At 73.2% G+C, this 14,896-nt stretch carries 15 protein-coding genes; 7 read left to right on the top strand and 8 right to left on the bottom strand.

The window, feature by feature from the left end:
* Positions 1 to 123: 123 nt before the first annotated feature.
* Positions 124 to 330 carry a DUF5999 family protein gene (locus ACZ4MU_RS16455; protein WP_067155431.1) on the bottom strand — a complete coding sequence of 69 codons (207 nt, stop codon included), beginning with the start codon at positions 328 to 330 and terminating at the stop codon, positions 124 to 126.
* Positions 331 to 700: 370 nt separating this feature from the next.
* Complete coding sequence (locus tag ACZ4MU_RS16460) at positions 701 to 1,288, bottom strand: hypothetical protein (protein WP_467876424.1); 588 nt, start codon at positions 1,286 to 1,288, stop codon at positions 701 to 703.
* Positions 1,289 to 1,779: 491 nt separating this feature from the next.
* Here ACZ4MU_RS16460 and ACZ4MU_RS16465 point away from each other — a divergent pair, with 491 nt between their 5' ends.
* Complete coding sequence (locus ACZ4MU_RS16465; RefSeq protein ID WP_467876427.1) at positions 1,780 to 3,288, top strand: glutamate-cysteine ligase family protein; 1,509 nt, start codon at positions 1,780 to 1,782, stop codon at positions 3,286 to 3,288.
* A gap of 36 nt (positions 3,289 to 3,324) precedes the next feature.
* Here ACZ4MU_RS16465 and ACZ4MU_RS16470 read toward each other — a convergent pair whose 3' ends face one another.
* Entirely contained in the window at positions 3,325 to 5,109 is a 1,785-nt protein-coding gene (locus ACZ4MU_RS16470; protein WP_467876430.1) for a substrate-binding domain-containing protein, read from the bottom strand.
* Between the two features lie 162 nt (positions 5,110 to 5,271).
* On the opposite strand from ACZ4MU_RS16470, the gene ACZ4MU_RS16475 reads away from it, so the two are divergent.
* On the top strand, positions 5,272 to 6,075 hold the full coding sequence (locus ACZ4MU_RS16475) for a CPBP family intramembrane glutamic endopeptidase (protein WP_467876433.1): 804 nt from the start codon (positions 5,272 to 5,274) through the stop codon (positions 6,073 to 6,075).
* A gap of 139 nt (positions 6,076 to 6,214) precedes the next feature.
* On the opposite strand, the gene ACZ4MU_RS16480 is transcribed toward ACZ4MU_RS16475, so the two are convergent.
* Positions 6,215 to 7,030, bottom strand: coding sequence for a PhzF family phenazine biosynthesis protein (locus ACZ4MU_RS16480; protein ID WP_467876435.1), 816 nt, complete (start codon positions 7,028 to 7,030; stop codon positions 6,215 to 6,217).
* A 215-nt stretch (positions 7,031 to 7,245) separates the two neighbouring features.
* On the opposite strand from ACZ4MU_RS16480, the gene ACZ4MU_RS16485 reads away from it, so the two are divergent.
* The gene (locus ACZ4MU_RS16485; RefSeq protein ID WP_467876438.1) at positions 7,246 to 7,842 is read left to right on the top strand and encodes a PadR family transcriptional regulator; all 597 of its coding nucleotides are present in this window, start codon (positions 7,246 to 7,248) and stop codon (positions 7,840 to 7,842) included.
* 185 nt (positions 7,843 to 8,027) lie between these two features.
* On the opposite strand, the gene ACZ4MU_RS16490 is transcribed toward ACZ4MU_RS16485, so the two are convergent.
* Both ACZ4MU_RS16490 and ACZ4MU_RS16495 read right to left on the bottom strand, forming a co-directional pair.
* Positions 8,028 to 8,456 (bottom strand): type II toxin-antitoxin system Rv0910 family toxin, encoded by a 429-nt coding sequence (locus ACZ4MU_RS16490; RefSeq protein ID WP_467876441.1) that lies wholly within the window; start codon positions 8,454 to 8,456, stop codon positions 8,028 to 8,030.
* 122 nt (positions 8,457 to 8,578) lie between these two features.
* The gene (locus ACZ4MU_RS16495; protein WP_467876444.1) at positions 8,579 to 8,776 is read right to left on the bottom strand and encodes a hypothetical protein; all 198 of its coding nucleotides are present in this window, start codon (positions 8,774 to 8,776) and stop codon (positions 8,579 to 8,581) included.
* A 231-nt stretch (positions 8,777 to 9,007) separates the two neighbouring features.
* Between ACZ4MU_RS16495 and ACZ4MU_RS16500 the strand changes: the two genes are divergently transcribed.
* The 3 genes from ACZ4MU_RS16500 (at position 9,008) to ACZ4MU_RS16510 (ending at position 11,713) form a co-directional block, all read left to right on the top strand.
* Complete coding sequence (locus ACZ4MU_RS16500) at positions 9,008 to 9,550, top strand: peptidase (RefSeq protein ID WP_467876445.1); 543 nt, start codon at positions 9,008 to 9,010, stop codon at positions 9,548 to 9,550.
* Between the two features lie 31 nt (positions 9,551 to 9,581).
* Entirely contained in the window at positions 9,582 to 10,589 is a 1,008-nt protein-coding gene (locus ACZ4MU_RS16505) for an EamA family transporter (RefSeq protein ID WP_467876448.1), read from the top strand.
* Between the two features lie 164 nt (positions 10,590 to 10,753).
* Positions 10,754 to 11,713, top strand: a complete 960-nt coding sequence (locus tag ACZ4MU_RS16510; protein ID WP_467876451.1) for a DMT family transporter — start codon at positions 10,754 to 10,756, stop codon at positions 11,711 to 11,713.
* 46 nt (positions 11,714 to 11,759) lie between these two features.
* Here the strand turns inward: ACZ4MU_RS16510 and ACZ4MU_RS16515 are convergent, their stop codons facing one another.
* Positions 11,760 to 12,422, bottom strand: coding sequence for a pyridoxamine 5'-phosphate oxidase family protein (locus ACZ4MU_RS16515; protein ID WP_467876454.1), 663 nt, complete (start codon positions 12,420 to 12,422; stop codon positions 11,760 to 11,762).
* Positions 12,423 to 12,458: 36 nt separating this feature from the next.
* Here ACZ4MU_RS16515 and ACZ4MU_RS16520 point away from each other — a divergent pair, with 36 nt between their 5' ends.
* Positions 12,459 to 13,790 (top strand): aminotransferase class I/II-fold pyridoxal phosphate-dependent enzyme, encoded by a 1,332-nt coding sequence (locus ACZ4MU_RS16520; protein WP_467876456.1) that lies wholly within the window; start codon positions 12,459 to 12,461, stop codon positions 13,788 to 13,790.
* Positions 13,791 to 13,865: 75 nt separating this feature from the next.
* Here the strand turns inward: ACZ4MU_RS16520 and ACZ4MU_RS16525 are convergent, their stop codons facing one another.
* The gene (locus ACZ4MU_RS16525; RefSeq protein WP_467876459.1) at positions 13,866 to 14,828 is read right to left on the bottom strand and encodes a DMT family transporter; all 963 of its coding nucleotides are present in this window, start codon (positions 14,826 to 14,828) and stop codon (positions 13,866 to 13,868) included.
* Positions 14,829 to 14,896: the final 68 nt, after the last annotated feature.

The raw sequence follows: 14,896 nt of genomic DNA on the forward strand, positions 1-14,896 counted from the left end.
AGGGCCGTCTACGGCTGACATACGTCGGGGCCGGTGCGGGGAGTTCCTCCCCGGGCCGGCCCCTTCTTGTGCGGTGCTGTTCTCCTGTGCGGCGCGGCGCGGCGTCCGTGCCCGTGGCCCGCGCTAAGCGGCCTTCGCCACCTGTCCTGCGGTCAGTGCCCGGTGCGGGGCGATGATCCGCCCGTCCGGCAGCAGCTCACCGGTGTCCTCGAAGATCAGGACGCCGTTGCACAGCAGGCTCCAGCCCTGCTCCGGGTGGTGCGCCACGAGCTGCGCGGCCTCCCGGTCGGCGGAGTCGGCTGTCGGGCAGGCTGGCTGGTGCTGGCACATGGATGCGTTCTCTCGCTGCGTCGTAGTAGTGAATGTCCTGCGGCTCGATGCGGTGTTCATGGCCGCCCCCCGTTGCTCAGTCGGTCGGTGCGCTCCCAGTGTTGCCCCACGGACGTCAATCCGCAGGGATTTCACGGCACCACTTCCTACCGCATATTGACGCATCACTCGTGCGGCCGGTTCAACTCAACTGCCCTGCCTCTTCGGGTGGTTCGTACTGACCGTTACGGACTAGCCCGTACGGAGGAGAGCGCGCGCGGGCGTACGCGACAGCGCCCCGGGCCGCAGGGGGCTCCGGGGCGCTGTGGTGGTCCTGGCAGGCGCGCGACCGCGGTGGCGGGCCGGCCGGCTCGGCGGGCCCGCCGGCCCGTCAGGCGGGCTGGCTCAGCAGCGGCGCGGGGGTGAGCCGCAGGGTCATCACCGGCAGCAGCTCGGAGACCCGGTGCGGCCGGTGGGCGCAGATGCCGGGCGGGGCGGGCGCCAGCGGCACCAGCAGGTCGGCCGGGTCCAGCTCGCCCGACTCGGGGTCGGCCGTGAGGTCGCGCCGCAGCCACAGGGTGAGCATGTACAGCTCGGGCACCGAGAGCAGCCGGGCCTCGACGTCCGTGGTGAGCGCCTCGGCCTGGCGCAGCGCGCGCTGGGTGGAGGCGATGTAGGGCCCTTCGAAGAAGTGCGAGAAGGCCCAGCCGTCCGGGGTGAGCATGGTGTCCGCCGCGGCGACCGCGCTCCCCGCGTCGCTGATGAGGAAGCGCCAGCCGGCCAGTCGGCTGTGCGGGGCGCGGGCGCCCGGGGTGATGCGGTCCAGCACGTGGACCGGCAGCGGGAGTTCGGGGGTCAGCGGGCCCTGCGCGGCGCGCAGGGCGGGGGTGTGGGCCGCGCGGACGGCGGTGGGGGAACCGAGTGCCGCGAGGACGCTGCGCAGGGCGGGCGCGGGAGCCGGGGGAACATGCAGCGGCATGGTGGGTCGCCTCTCACTTCGGAGACACGGTGACGCGTGGGCGTTGCGGACGGCGCTGTCTGCGATGACGCGGGGTCAGAGGGGGGCCGGGGTGACAGGGGCCGGGTCGCCAACTCTCTGCCTCGTTCGCAAAGTTTATACGACACGTGTTCAGGGGGTGTTTCGGCTAGCGGTCCGCTGTATTACGGGCAAGTCGGATTCAGGTCCTGGTGATGCGGCATTCATCCCGGTTCGAGGAACGGGGTACACGGCTGGCCAGGAAAGGTCCGCCCAGGGCGGTCGGCCGAAACGCGTCGGTGTTTTTCACGATTCCCGAAGGAGCGGAATCCGCATGTTGCTGTATGCCGAAAGCATGTGCCCGGGGCCGGTTCGTACCAGCTTACTACCCGGGCCCCGCCCAGGGGACGTTATAGATCAGCCAACCGGGGCATTATCGACCGTGACGCACGCGGCCGGACGGACCGGCTGCCCATCCGAGGAGGGACGCTTAGATGGGTGAGAAGGTCGTGGCGGGCGAGGTCGACCTGTCCGATCGGCACGCGTACCGGCAGAAGCTCCAGCAGTGCCTGGAGGGGCTGGGGCGGCTCCTGACCGAACGGAGGTTCGATCGCCCGAGGAATCTGATGGGTGTGGAGATCGAGCTGAACCTCGTGGGGCCCGACGGTATGCCGCGCATGATGAACGCGGAGGTTCTGGAGCGCATTGCGAGCAAGGATTTCCAGACCGAACTCGGGATGTTCAACCTCGAAGTGAATATCGCCCCGCACCGGCTCGGCGGCCGGGTCTTCGACCAGCTCTCCGAGGAGCTGCGGACCGGCCTCGGGTACGCCGAACGCAAAGCGGGCGAGGTCGGCGCCGGGATCCTGATGATCGGAATTCTTCCGACGCTCGCCCAGCGGGACCTCGTTTCGGCGAACCTTTCCGACGCGGACCGCTACGTGCTGCTCAACGACCAGATCGTGGCCGCCCGCGGGGAGGATTTCACCCTCGACATCGAAGGCGTCGAACGCCTCGTCTGCACCTCCGGATCCATCACCCCGGAAGCCGCCTGCACCTCGGTGCAGCTGCACCTCCAGGTCACGCCTGCCCGCTTCGCGGCGGTGTGGAACGCCGCCCAGGCCGTCGCCGCCGTACAGATCGCGGTCGGAGCCAACGCGCCCTTCCTCTTCGGCCGTGAGCTGTGGCGCGAGTCGCGCCCGCCGCTGTTCGAGCAGGCCACCGACACCCGGCCCGCCGAGCTGCGCGCCCAGGGCGTACGCCCGCGCACCTGGTTCGGCGAGCGCTGGGTGACCTCGGCGTACGAGCTGTTCGAGGAGAACCTGCGCTACTTCCCGCCGCTGCTGCCGATCTGCGACGAGGAGGACCCGCTGCGGGTGCTGGCGGACGGTGGGATTCCCTCCCTCCAGGAGCTGGTGCTGCACAACGGGACGATCTACCGCTGGAACCGCCCGGTGTACGGGATCGCCGACGGCGTGCCGCATCTGCGGGTGGAGAACCGGGTGCTTCCGGCCGGCCCCACCATCACCGACGTCATCGCCAACGCGGCCTTCTACTACGGTCTGGTGCGCTCCCTGGCCGAGGACAGCAGGCCGGTGTGGAACCGCCTGCCGTTCGAGGACGCCGCCGCCAACTTCGAAACGGCCTGCCGCCAGGGCATCGACGCCGAGCTGTTGTGGCCGGTGCCGCGCCGGACGGGCGGCGTCGCGCGCGTACCGGCCGTCAAGCTGGTCCTCGACGAACTCCTGCCCCTGGCGCACGCCGGGCTCGACGCGTGGGGGGTGGAGCCGGCCGACCGGGACCGCTACCTCGGCATCATCGAGGAGCGCTGCCGGCGCCGCGTCAACGGCGCGTCCTGGCAGGTCGACACCTACCACCGCGCTCTGGAGACGGGGCTGACCCGGGAGGCGGCGCTGGCCGCCACCACCCGCCGCTACCGCGAGCTGACGCACCAGGGTGAACCGGTCCACACCTGGCCGGTGGGGGTCCCGACGCCGGGGTGAGGACCGGGACACGTGCGGGCCGCGGGCGGGGGCGTCTCAGCCCGCGGCGCCGCCCCGGCCGACCGTCATGACGGCCTTGAGGATCACCGCCTGGATCTCGGCCGGGTCGGTGACCTGGTAGCCCGCGCCACCGGTGGCCCGGGCCATTTCCCTGACCGACTGCCCGTCCGCGTCCGGACCCACGGCGATGGCGATCACCGGTACTGGTTTCGCCGGGTCGCAGAGCCGTTGGAGCCGGGTGAGGAGTTCCCCGCGCGAGATGCTGCCCGGGTCCTCGTTGGCGCCGTCCGTGAGGATCACCACCGCGTTGAACCTCCCCGGCCGGTAGCCCGCCGTGGCCTGCCGGTACGCGGCGAGCATCGTGTCGTACAGGCCGGTCGCCCCGTCCGGCACCGGGCGGAGCGCGTCGAAGGCGGCGGCCAGCCGGTCGCGCTGGGTGCGCCCGCCCCTGACCGGGTCGCCGAGGCGGGCGGTCGGCACCAGCTCGCGGTAGTCCCGCGGGCCGTCCAGTCGGGTGGCGAAGTCCCACAGGCCGATCTCGTCCTGTGGCGTGAACTGCGCCAGCGCCCCCAGCAGGGATGCCTTGGTGACGTCCATCCGGGAACGGCCGCCCGCGCCCGGCACCGGCGCGGCCATCGACCCCGAAGCGTCCACGACGGTGGTGAGCCGGGCGCTCTGCACGATGATCATCCACATGCCGAGGGCGTCCGTGAGCTCCTTGGCACTCGGGGCCTCGGCGGTGGACGTGGCGTAGGGCTGCGGGGCCGCCGCGCCCGCCTTCCGCACGGCCTCCTCGTCCGCCGCCTCACCCGGGACACGGAAGCCGCTCCCGGTCAGGATCCGCCGGGACTCCGGCTCGCCCAGCAGCGTCAGGAACCGCATCGCGGCGCGGCTGCGGTCGGTGCTCAGCCGGTTCTCGCGCACGATGATGTACGGGTAGTCGAGCAGCGGCGTGCCGTCCTTCGGGTAGAACAGGTCGAGCTCCTGCCCGGCGCCCCGGCCGGTGTTGTACGCGTACGCCGCCTGCTCGGACAGGACGACGGCCTGGTTGAGGCGCAAATCGCCGCTCCCGCCGTCCGCACCGCCCCGGGCGAGTGTGGCGACCACCTGGGCGTCGGTGTCGGAGGTGCGCTGGGCGAGCGCCTTGGCCACGGCCGCCGCCCCGGCGCCGTCGTCCGCGCCCTGGCGGGCCGTGGAGCGCCCGACGCTGCTCAGCGCGAGGAGTCCCGCGGCCGAGCGGGCCGGGTCGGCCGCGCCCAGCCGCAAGGTGTCCGAGCGGGTGGCGGCAGCGGCGAGTTCTGCCCAGGTGTACGTGCGCGACGGCCAGCCCAGGGACTTGGCGGCGGGTGCCACCAGGGCGAGCGCGACCGGTGAGGCGGCGACATGGCCCGCCGTGGCGACCGGGACGCTCTCGCCGCCCTCCTTGGCGCGGTCCACCCAGAGCGCCGAGTCCGGTATCCACACCGCGAAGTCCGGCTCGCGGCCCGCGCCGAGCGCTGCGGCCACCCGGTACGGCTCACGGGCGGTGACCCGGACGTCGATGCAGGAGCCGTCGGAGGTGACCTTGTCGGCGCGCGCCCGCTCGGCGACGGACCGGACGGCCGGGGCGACATCCGGAGAGGCGACGAGATCCAGCCGCACCGCGGAGTCCCGGCACGCGTCGCCGAAGGAGAGCAGTCCGGTGCTCGCCGCGACGGCCGCGCCGCCCGCGACGAGGAGGACGAGCAGGGCGGCGACGGCGACGGTACGGCGGCGGGGGGAGGCCGGACGGCCCCGGGTTCCCTCGGGCGCGTGCGCGTCGGGCAAGCTGTGACGTCCCATGGCGGTGGTGCCCTCCTTGAATCCCGTACAAGGAAAAAGGGGAACGCACCATCGCAATGGCGCTCGCCCCCCGGCCTGTCGCGCGCGATCTTCGTACTTTCTTTCGAGACCCTAGCGGGGCAGTGGTGGGCGTGGGACGGGTTCGTTCAACTGGAGGCAGGTGTGCAGGTGGAGGCGGGGCGTGTGGCTGATTCTCTTCCCGAACGGGGGGCCTCACCGCGGATCCTCCGGTCCGAGACGGTGCTCGTGCTGGCGCTCTCGCTCGGTGCGAGCGGTGTGTCGGCGCTGATCAGCTTTGTCGGATCGGTGACCAGGCCGGGCGGCCTCAAGGACCAGGCGGCCAGGCTCAACACCTCGCACGCCCCCGGGCGGCCCTGGCTGGATCTCGCCTGGCAGCTCTTCGGCATCGCGAGCGCGCTGGTGCCCGTGGCGCTCGTCGCGCACCTGCTGCTGCGGGAGGGAGCGGGCGGTCTGCGCGTGCTCGGGTTCGACCGCCGGCGGCCCGGACCGGACCTCGGCAGGGGCGCGCTGATCGCGGCCGGGATCGGCAGCGTGGGGCTCGGGTTCTATCTGCTGGCGCGGGCGGTGGGGGGCAATCTCACGGTCGTCCCCGAGTCGCTGCCGGACGTCTGGTGGAAGTACCCGGTGCTCGTCCTGTCGGCGGTGCAGAACGCCGTACTGGAGGAGGTGATCGTCGTCGGCTATCTGCTGCGCAGACTCGGCCAGTTGGGGTGGACCCCGCTCGCCGCGCTGGCGGCGAGCTCGGTCCTGCGTGGCTCCTACCACCTCTACCAGGGCATCGGCGGCTTCCTCGGCAACATGGCGATGGGCGTCGTCTTCGTCCTGCTCTACCGGCGCTGGCAGCGGGTCGGCCCGCTGGTCGTGGCCCATTCCCTGCTCGACATCGGGGCGTTCGTGGGGTACGCGCTGCTCGCGGGGAAGGTGGACTGGCTGCCCACGGGGTGACGGCCGGGCCGCGGCGGCGCCGGACACCCGCGCGGCAGAGAGCGCCAGACGAGGGCAGGCGGCGACAGAGAGCGGCGGCCAGGTAAGGGGCGTACGGCCATGGCGTACGCCCCTTACTCATGGTCGGGTCCTGGGGCCGCTACGGAGCGGTGAGCAGCTCGCCCTCGATGACGGTGACGGCCGTACCGGTCAGCAGGGTGCGTTCGCCCCGCAGTGACGTGCGCACCAGGCCGGTCCGGGCGGAGGCCTGCAGGCCGGTCAGTTCGGTGCGGCCCAGGCGCGCCGACCAGAACGGCGCGAGCGCGGTGTGCGCGCTGCCCGTCACCGGGTCCTCGTCGATGCCGACCGCGGGGAAGAAGCCCCGCGAGACGAAGTCGTAGCCGAGCGAGGGGTCCTCGGCCTCGGCCGTGACGATGACGCCGCGCTTGGAGTAGGCGGCCAGGGCCTTGAAGTCGGGCGTCAGGGCCCGCACGGTCCGTTCGTCCGCCAGCTCGACGACCAGGTCGCCGATGAACTCCGAGGAGTCGTGGACGGACACGGGCCGCGCCCCCAGCGCCTCGGGCACGCCGTCCGGGATCTCCACCGGGGTCAGCGGCGAGGTGGGGAAGTCGAGCGTGATCGACCCGTCCTCGTGCGCGGTCGCGCGGAGGATGCCGCACCGGGCCGTGAAGGTGACCGTCCCCGTCGCGGCGCCTGTCGTGTGCAGGACATGGGCGGTGGCCAGTGTGGCGTGCCCGCACATGGCGACCTCGGTGGCCGGGGTGAACCACCGCAGCGCCCAGTCGGCCGCGCCGCCGGGCGGCAGCGGATGCGCGAACGCGGTCTCGGAGAGGTTGACCTCCCGGGCGACGTCCCGCAGCCACGCGTCGTCCGGGAAGTCGTCGAGGAGCAGGACCCCGGCCGGGTTTCCGGCGAACGGGCGGTCGGTGAAGGCGTCGACGATTCGTATCCGCATGGACAGGACGGTACGGGCCGGAGCGGGCCACCGGCCAAGGCCAATCCGGGATGGTTGGCCCTTTCGGTGGCTCCTTTGGTGGCCCTTTCGGTGGCTCTTTGTGGGGCGATTCGGTGCCCGGCTCCCGGGACTGCTGTATCGGAGGGTTGTTAACCGAACAGTTCCGATATATCGTTGAGGCATCGCGACGGATCACCGATGGAAGGAGCGTAGCGATGCGTTCACATGGACACGGACCTGGACAGCACGGACCCGGCCCGCACGGCCGGGGCGACTTCGAGGGCCGGCGCGCCGCCTTCGGTCCCTTCGGGCCCGGCTTCGGCGGCGGCCCCTTCGGGCCCGGCCGCGGTGGCCGGGGCGGTCCTCGGGGCAGGGCGCGGCGCGGGGATGTCCGCGCGTCGATCCTGGCCCTGCTGAAGGACCGGCCGATGCACGGATACGAGATGATCCAGGAGATCGGCGAGCGCAGCGGCGGGGCGTGGAAGCCCAGCCCCGGCTCGGTCTACCCGACCCTCCAGATGATGGAGGACGAGGGCCTGATCACCAGTGAGAGCGAGGGCGGCAAGAAGCTGTTCACGCTCACCGACGCCGGGCGCACCGAAGCCGAGTCGGGGTCCGAGGCCCCGTGGGAAGAGGCCGGGCGCGGAGTCGACTGGGAGAGCATGAACGAGATCCGCCAGGCCGGGTTCGGCCTGATGGAGGCGTTCGGCCAGGTCTGGAAGACCGGCACCGCCGAGCAGCGCCGGAAGGCGCTCGGGGTCATCAACGACGCCCGTAAGAAGCTGTATCTGATCCTGGCCGACGAGGACTGACCCCGCCGGCCGCAGAGAGCCCCGCGACCGCACCGGTCGCGGGGCTTTCCCGCGCGCGGGCCACGGCTGGACGGCAGGCCGAGCAGCTGGGTAATCAGGGGCTCTCCCGCGCGCGGGCCGCGGCTGGAGCAGGTGTGGCGGGTGGAAGGGGCTCTCCCGCGCGCGGGCCGCGGCGCTCGGGAGCGTCAGGCCACCAGGCCGCCCAGCTTGCGCAGCGACTCGTTCAGCGCGGCCGTCGCCGAGTCCTTGAGTTTGCCCGCCATGAGCGAGACGGCCGCGCCGGTGAACTCGCCCTCGATCCGCACCACCGTCGCATCCCCGTCCGGTGCCAGGAGGTAGCGGTTGCCGACGTTCACCCCCATCGGGCCCTTGCCCCTGACCCCGAGCAGACGGCCCGCCTCGAACTCCTCCACGGTCCACAGGACCTCGGCCGGGAACCCCATGAGCCTCATGTTCTCGGCGTAGGTCGCGCCGAGCTCCAGTGTCTCGGGGCCGCCGTGCGGAAAGCTGGTGTGGGTGGCGTTCCACTCGCCGTACGCGCTGAAGTCGGTCAGCCGCTCCCAGACCTTCTCCGCCGGAGCCTCAAGGCGCGCCTCGGCGCTGACCTCGGCCATACGACCACCCCTTCGAGTCCTTGGCGTCCTGCGAACGTGTCGCGGAACGTAGCCGGGGGCCGGTGAACATTCAATACTGATGGGCCGTCAGATTGTGGCGCGCCGCAGTCGGGGGTTCGCCGTCAGATCATGGAACCGCTGAGCGGCAGCGCCCATATCCGCGCCGAGTCGAAGAGGTCGGACGCGCGTGGGCGCGAGGACTCGTCGTGGCAGTGGAACGCGGCCCAGAACAGATCACCCGGGAGGGCGTCCTTCGGGGCGTACACGCGGTACACGTACTGCAGCCCGTCCTCGGCGAGCAGGGCGACCATCCAGCACATCGGGTCCCTCCCGCGGTTGCCGTGGCGGCTGTGTCGTACGGGAGGGGACGTTTTCCGGGGCGGTGCGGTTGCGCGCCGGGCGTACGGCCGGGAGATGCGCGCCCCCGGGGCGTAAAACGCAAATCTCATCCGGAAGGAGGAGAACCCGGTCATCCGTCCCCACCCCACGTCGGATGCGGAATGCTTCCCGGCGGGGATGTTCCGCCGCGTCCCGCCTGATGGAGTAGGAGGGTGCACCCTCCGATCCCGCGGGTCCCGGCCGTCCCGGCAGCGGTCCCCGCCGCCTGCGACCTCGAAGCCCGGCTCACCGATGCGATGGCCTCGGTGGTCGCGGGTGCCCGCAGGAGGGCGCTGCGCGACGGCGACCGGCAGATCGACACCGCTCATCTGCTGCACTCGGTGCTGGAGACGGACCCGGAGGTGCGGGCCGCGTTCGAGGGCGCGCCGCAGGTGGCTCGGGTGCTCGGCTATCTCGTCCAGCGCTCCATCGGCTACGGGCTCCGCTGGCAGGGGGCGGTGGAGGACTCGGGGGCGCTGCCGCTGCTCGGACAGCCCGGCTGGTCGCCCGCCGCGGTCACCGCCATGGAGGGCGCACTGGCCCGGGCCGAGGCAAGGGGGGACGCGCGGGTAAGGGGCACGGATCTGCTCGCGGCGCTCGCCGCCGACCCGGAGTGCCGCGCCGTGGAGGTCCTCGACCACGCCGGAGTCGATGCCCGGGAGCTCTCCGAGCGGCTCCTCCCGGCCCCGCCGTCTCGACAGGTGTCACAGGGGTGACGGTCCTGACTTCTCCTGGCATGATGTGCCGATGCAGGCGTCTCGGGGAAGAAACGTCGGCCTGGGACTGGCCCTGGCCTCGGCGTTCTCGTTCGGTGGATCGGGTGTCGCGGCCAAGCCGCTCATCGAGGCGGGCCTCGACCCGCTGCACGTGGTGTGGCTGCGGGTGACGGGCGCCGCGCTCGTCATGCTGCCCGTGGCCTGGCGCCACCGGAGCCTGCTGCTGCGCCGGCCCGCGCTGCTCGCCGGATTCGGGCTGCTGGCCGTCGCCGGCGTCCAGGCCTGCTACTTCGCGGCGATATCCCGCATCCCCGTCGGCGTCGCCCTGCTCGTCGAGTATCTGGCGCCCGCGCTCGTCCTCGGCTGGGTCCGGTTCGTCCAGGGCAGGCCGGTCACCAGGGCGGCGGCCATCGGCGTGGTCCTCGCCGTCGGCGGCCTCGCCAGTGTGGTGGAGATCTGGTCCGGGCTGAGCTTCGACCTCCTCGGTCTGCTGCTCGCCCTCGGCGCCGCCTGCTGCCAGGTCGGCTACTTCGTCCTCTCCGACCAGGGCGGCGACGCGGACGACGCGCCCGACCCGCTCGGCGTCATCGCGTACGGCTTGCTCATCGGCTCCGTCCTGCTCACGCTCGTCGCCCGCCCTTGGAGCATGGACTGGTCGGTGCTCGGCGGCAGCGCCGACATGAACGGCACCCAGGTGCCCGCGGCGCTGCTGCTCGGCTGGATCGTGCTGATCGCGACCGTGATCGCCTACGTCACCGGGGTCATCTCGGTGCGCAGGCTCTCGCCGCAGGTGGCCGGGGTCGTGGCCTGTCTGGAGGCGGTCATCGCGACTGTCCTGGCCTGGGTGCTGCTCGGCGAGCACCTCGCCGCGCCGCAGATCGCGGGCGGCGCGGTGGTCCTCGTCGGCGCCCTCATCGCGCAGTCCTCGGCGCCGAAGGAGGCCACCGGGCCGCTGGCGGGCGGCGACGGGCATCCGCTGCCGGTGCGGGAGAAGCCCGCGCCCGAGGGGGAGTTGTCGGCCGGCCGGACCGCGCCGTAGGGTGACGATCATGCATTCGACCGTTCTGCCGCCTCCCGCCGCGTAACGCGGGCGGCCGCACCCCTGACGAAGACCGGGCTCGGACAGGTGCCGAGCGGCTCGTCGCTGCCCGCGTACTCCAGGCACGCGACCTTTCCCGTCTTCTTCCTCCCCGGAGTACGTACGTGTCGAACGCATCGACTTCCTCCGCCCTGCCCGTCGGGCGCGGCCTGCTCTATCTCGTCTTCGCCGGTGTCGCCTGGGGCACCGCCGGCGGCGCCGCCGCGCTGGTCTTCGACGCCAGCGACCTCGGCCCGCTCGCCCTGTCCTTCTGGCGCTGCGTCAGCGGGCTCGCCCTGCTGCTCGCCGCCCGCGCCCTGCGGCGGCGCCCCGCGCACCGGCCCGCCGAACCGGCGGCCAGGAGGGCGGCGCGCGTCCTGGGCAACGGCGTGGGACTCGCCGTCTTCCAGAGCGCCTACTTCGCCGCCGTCGCCTCGACCGGCCTGGCCGTGGCGACCGTGGTCACCCTCGGCGCCGGGCCCGTGCTCATCGCGGTCGGCGCCCGCCTCGTCCTCGGTGAGCGGATCGGCGGCGCCGGACTGACCGCCGTCGCGGGTGCCCTGGCCGGGCTCTCGGTGCTGGTCCTCGGCAACGGCGCCGGCGCCGTGCGCCCCGCGGGGGTGCTGCTCGCTCTGCTGTCGGCCGCCGGATACGCGGGGATCACGCTCCTCACCCGTCTGCTCGGCCGGAACGGCGAGAGCGCCGACCCCTCGGCCACCACCGCCTGGGCGTTCGCCGTGGCCGCGGTCCTGCTGCTGCCGCTCGCCGGGGCGGAGGGAATGATGCCGCACACCGTTGAGCCGGCGCGGGTGGCCGTGCTGCTGGTGTACGTGGCGGCGGTGCCCACGGCGCTGGCGTACGCGCTCTACTTCGCGGGCGCGGCCGTCGTCCGCTCCGCCACCGTTTCCGTGATCATGCTTCTGGAGCCGGTCAGCGCGGCGCTGCTCGCGGTCGCGGTGCTCGGTGAACGGCTGACCGCCGCCACGGTCCTGGGCACCGTGCTGCTGCTGGTCGCGGTGGTGGGGCTCGCCGGGGCCGAGGCGCGGACCGCCGTGCGGGCCCGCCGGGAACCGGTCGCGGCCTGAACCTCGGGGGGCTTCCCCGGGACACCCGGGGAACCCCCCTGCCGCGTCAGAGCGCGGCGAGGTAGTCGGGCAGAGCCACGGACGGGTCGAGGTCGTCGGCGGGCACCGGCGTCCCGTGGGTGCGGACCAGCGGGATCACCCCGCTCCAGTGCGGCAGGCCGCTGTCCTCGGGATCGTCGTTGGGGCCGCCGGTGCGCAGCTTCGCCGACACCTCGTCGAGGTCCAGACGGATCACCGCGGTCGCGGCGAGCTCCTTGGCGTTGGCCTGCCGCGCGTCGTAGGAGCGGCCCGGCACCACCTGGTCGACCAGCGCGTCCAGGGCGCTTCGGCGCTCCTCGGGGTCGGTGACCTCGTACGCGAGGCCGTGCACCACGACCGAGCGGTAGTTGAGGGAGTGGTGGAAGGCGGAGCGGGCCAGGACCAGGCCGTCGACGTGCGTGACGGTCAGGCAGACCGGGAGCCCCGGATCGGCCTGGCCGGTCATGCGCAGCGGCCGCGAACCCGTCGAGCCGTGCACGTACAGCCGCTCGCCGATCCGGCCGTAGAGCGTCGGCAGCACGACCGGGGCGCCGTCGCGGACGAAACCGAGGTGGCAGACGTACCCCTCGTCGAGTATCGCGTGCACCAGCTCACGGTCGTACGACGCCCGCTCGCGCGAGCGGGTCGGCACGGTGCGCCCCGTGGGCTCGTAGGAAGGGGTGTCGGGCATTTGAATTCTCCATTGCACTAGTGCATAATCGTGTTTGTGCTAGGAGAGTATCGGATCTCGGGTCGGCGTGCCTCGGACATCGCGGCCGACGTGGAGCGCGCGGTGGGCGCCGGACAGCTGGCGCCGGGGCAGCCGCTGCCGCCGCTCAGGGAGTTGGCGAGCGAGCTGGGTGTCAACCCCAACACGGTCGCGGCGGCCTACCGCCTGCTGCGCGACCGGGGTGTCATCGAGACCGGGGGCCGCCGGGGCAGCCGGGTGCGTCCGCGTCCCGCCAGCACCGCGCGCGACGCCCAGCGCATCGAGGTGCCCGCCGGGGTGCGGGACATCTCCGACGGCAACCCCGACCCCGCCCTGCTGCCGCCGCTGGGCGACGCGCTGGCGGCCGCCGCCCGCGACCACGCCGAGCGGCCCACCCTCTACGGGCAGGAGCCGGTGGACCCGGACCTCGCCCGGCTCGCCCGGGCCGCCCTGGACGCCGACGGGGTGCCGCCGGGACCGGTCGGCGTCCTCTCCGGCTCGCTCGACGCGATCGAGCGGGTGCTGGCCGCGCATCTGCGGCCCGGGGACGCCGTCGCCATCGAGGACCCGGGCTGGGGCGCGCTGCTCGACCTCGTCCCGGCGCTCGGGCTGCGGCCGGTGCCGGTGGCGCTCGACGACGAGGGGCCGCTGCCCGAGGCCGTCGAGAGCGCGCTGGCGGCCGGTGCGCGCGCGCTCGTCGTCACCTGCCGCGCCCAGAACCCGACCGGGGCGGCCGTCGGCGCGGACCGCGCGCGTGCGCTGCGCGAGGTGCTGTCCGCTCATCCGTCGGTCCTGCTGATCGAGGACGACCACGGGCACGGCATGGTCGACGTGCCGCTCGCGCCGCTGTCCCCGGTGGTCCCGCACTGGGCGTTCGTACGGTCGGTGGCCAAGGCGTACGGACCGGATCTGCGGCTCGCGGTGCTCACCGGGGACACGGTGACCCTGGACCGGGTGCGCGGGCGCCAGCGGCTGGGGCCCGGCTGGGTCAGCCGGCTGCTCCAGCGGACCGTCGTGCACCTGTGGACCTCGGACGTCCTCGACTCCGCCGCCGTGGCGCGCTCCTACGGCGAACGCCGCGACACCCTGGTGCGGGCGCTGCGCTCGCGGGGTGTCGCGGCGCACGGCCGCAGCGGGTTCAGTGTGTGGGTGCCGGTGCCGGACGAGACGGCCGCGGTGGCGCGGCTGCTGCACGCGGGGTGGGCGGTGGCGGCCGGTGCCCGCTTCCGGCTGTCGGCCGCGCCCGGAATCCGGCTCACCGTCTCCCGGCTCGCCCCGGCCGACATCGGGCCCGCGGCCGACGCGGTGGTGACGGCGACGGGGTCGTCGCCGGGGAGGCGGTACGACTAGCTCCGCGGGGTGCGGCCGGTGGGAGCTTGTCGCGCGGTTCCTGCAACTGGCCCCGGGCCGCGGCGGGCAGGCGGTTCACCGGGCGGGTGACCGGTCCCGCCGTGCTCCCTTCGGGCCGCGGGTCTGTGTCAGGGCGGCCCCCGCCAGCACGATCGCCGCGCCCACCGGCGTGTTCCAGCTCAGGCCCTCGCCGAGGAGCAGGACTCCGGCGGCCGTGGCGATGACCGGGATGAAGTACGTGACCATCTGGGCGGTCGTCGGCCCGACCTCGTTGACCAGGCCGTACTGGACGAGCACCGCGAAGCCGGTGCCGAGGGCGCCGAGCGCGGCGACGGCGAGCAGCGGGAGGGGGTGGAAGGCGGTCGGGAAGCCCGCGAACAGCGGGGTGACCAACGCCAGTTGGAGGGTCGCGACACCCAGCTGGGAGCCGATCAGCGACAGGTTGGAGTGGCCGTGCCCGGCCAGCGTGCGGCGGACGTAGATCCAGCCGACCGGGTAGCAGAGCGAGGCGAGCAGGGCCAATGCGGTGCCCCGCAGATCCAGGCCGTCGAAGCCCTGCCAGGCACCCAGGACCGTGAGCACCCCGAGGAAGCCCAGGTCAAGGCCCGCCACCCGGCGCCGGGTCGGCCGGTCCTCGGAGAGCGCCACCAGCGAGAGCGCCATGCCCCACAGCGGGGAGGTCGCGTTGCAGATACCGGCCAGCGTCGAGGGGATCGTCAGCTCCGCGTAGGCGAAGAGGGAGAACGGCAGGGCGTTCAGGAGCAGCGCGGCCACCGCCAGGCGCAGCCAGGTGCGGGCGCCGCGCGGCAGCCGCTCCCGCTTGACCGCCATCGCGACGGCGAGCACGGCCGTACCGAAGAAGAGCCGCCCGAAGGTGACCTGGAACGGGGCGTACCCGCCCGTGCCCACCTTGATCAGGAGAAAGCTGAAGCCCCAGACCAGCGAGAGCGCCGCGAACCGGACACGCCAGTCGAGGGCCGGGCGGCGCAGGGCGGAGGAGGGGGCCGAAACGGACCGGGGTGGGGTGGCGGTGGTCATGAGGGCAAGCCTGGCCTGTTCAACCTCGTAGCACAAGCGAGAAAAGATGGATTGGATCGGTTAGCATT

Source organism: Streptomyces sp. NPDC026377, from assembly GCF_055567715.1.

What these genes read in the sequence shown, in the direction of transcription:
- ACZ4MU_RS16525 (WP_467876459.1), bottom strand. Translation starts at nt 14,828, where the DNA reads ATGACCACCGCCACCCCACCCCGGTCCGTTTCGGCCCCCTCCTCCGCC.
- ACZ4MU_RS16470 (WP_467876430.1), bottom strand. Translation starts at nt 5,109, where the DNA reads ATGGGACGTCACAGCTTGCCCGACGCGCACGCGCCCGAGGGAACCCGG.
- ACZ4MU_RS16495 (WP_467876444.1), bottom strand. Translation starts at nt 8,776, where the DNA reads ATGTGCTGGATGGTCGCCCTGCTCGCCGAGGACGGGCTGCAGTACGTG.
- ACZ4MU_RS16455 (WP_067155431.1), bottom strand. Translation starts at nt 330, where the DNA reads ATGTGCCAGCACCAGCCAGCCTGCCCGACAGCCGACTCCGCCGACCGG.
- ACZ4MU_RS16485 (WP_467876438.1), top strand. Translation starts at nt 7,246, where the DNA reads ATGCGTTCACATGGACACGGACCTGGACAGCACGGACCCGGCCCGCAC.
- ACZ4MU_RS16490 (WP_467876441.1), bottom strand. Translation starts at nt 8,456, where the DNA reads ATGGCCGAGGTCAGCGCCGAGGCGCGCCTTGAGGCTCCGGCGGAGAAG.
- ACZ4MU_RS16460 (WP_467876424.1), bottom strand. Translation starts at nt 1,288, where the DNA reads ATGCCGCTGCATGTTCCCCCGGCTCCCGCGCCCGCCCTGCGCAGCGTC.
- ACZ4MU_RS16465 (WP_467876427.1), top strand. Translation starts at nt 1,780, where the DNA reads ATGGGTGAGAAGGTCGTGGCGGGCGAGGTCGACCTGTCCGATCGGCAC.
- ACZ4MU_RS16480 (WP_467876435.1), bottom strand. Translation starts at nt 7,030, where the DNA reads ATGCGGATACGAATCGTCGACGCCTTCACCGACCGCCCGTTCGCCGGA.
- ACZ4MU_RS16505 (WP_467876448.1), top strand. Translation starts at nt 9,582, where the DNA reads ATGCAGGCGTCTCGGGGAAGAAACGTCGGCCTGGGACTGGCCCTGGCC.
- ACZ4MU_RS16515 (WP_467876454.1), bottom strand. Translation starts at nt 12,422, where the DNA reads ATGCCCGACACCCCTTCCTACGAGCCCACGGGGCGCACCGTGCCGACC.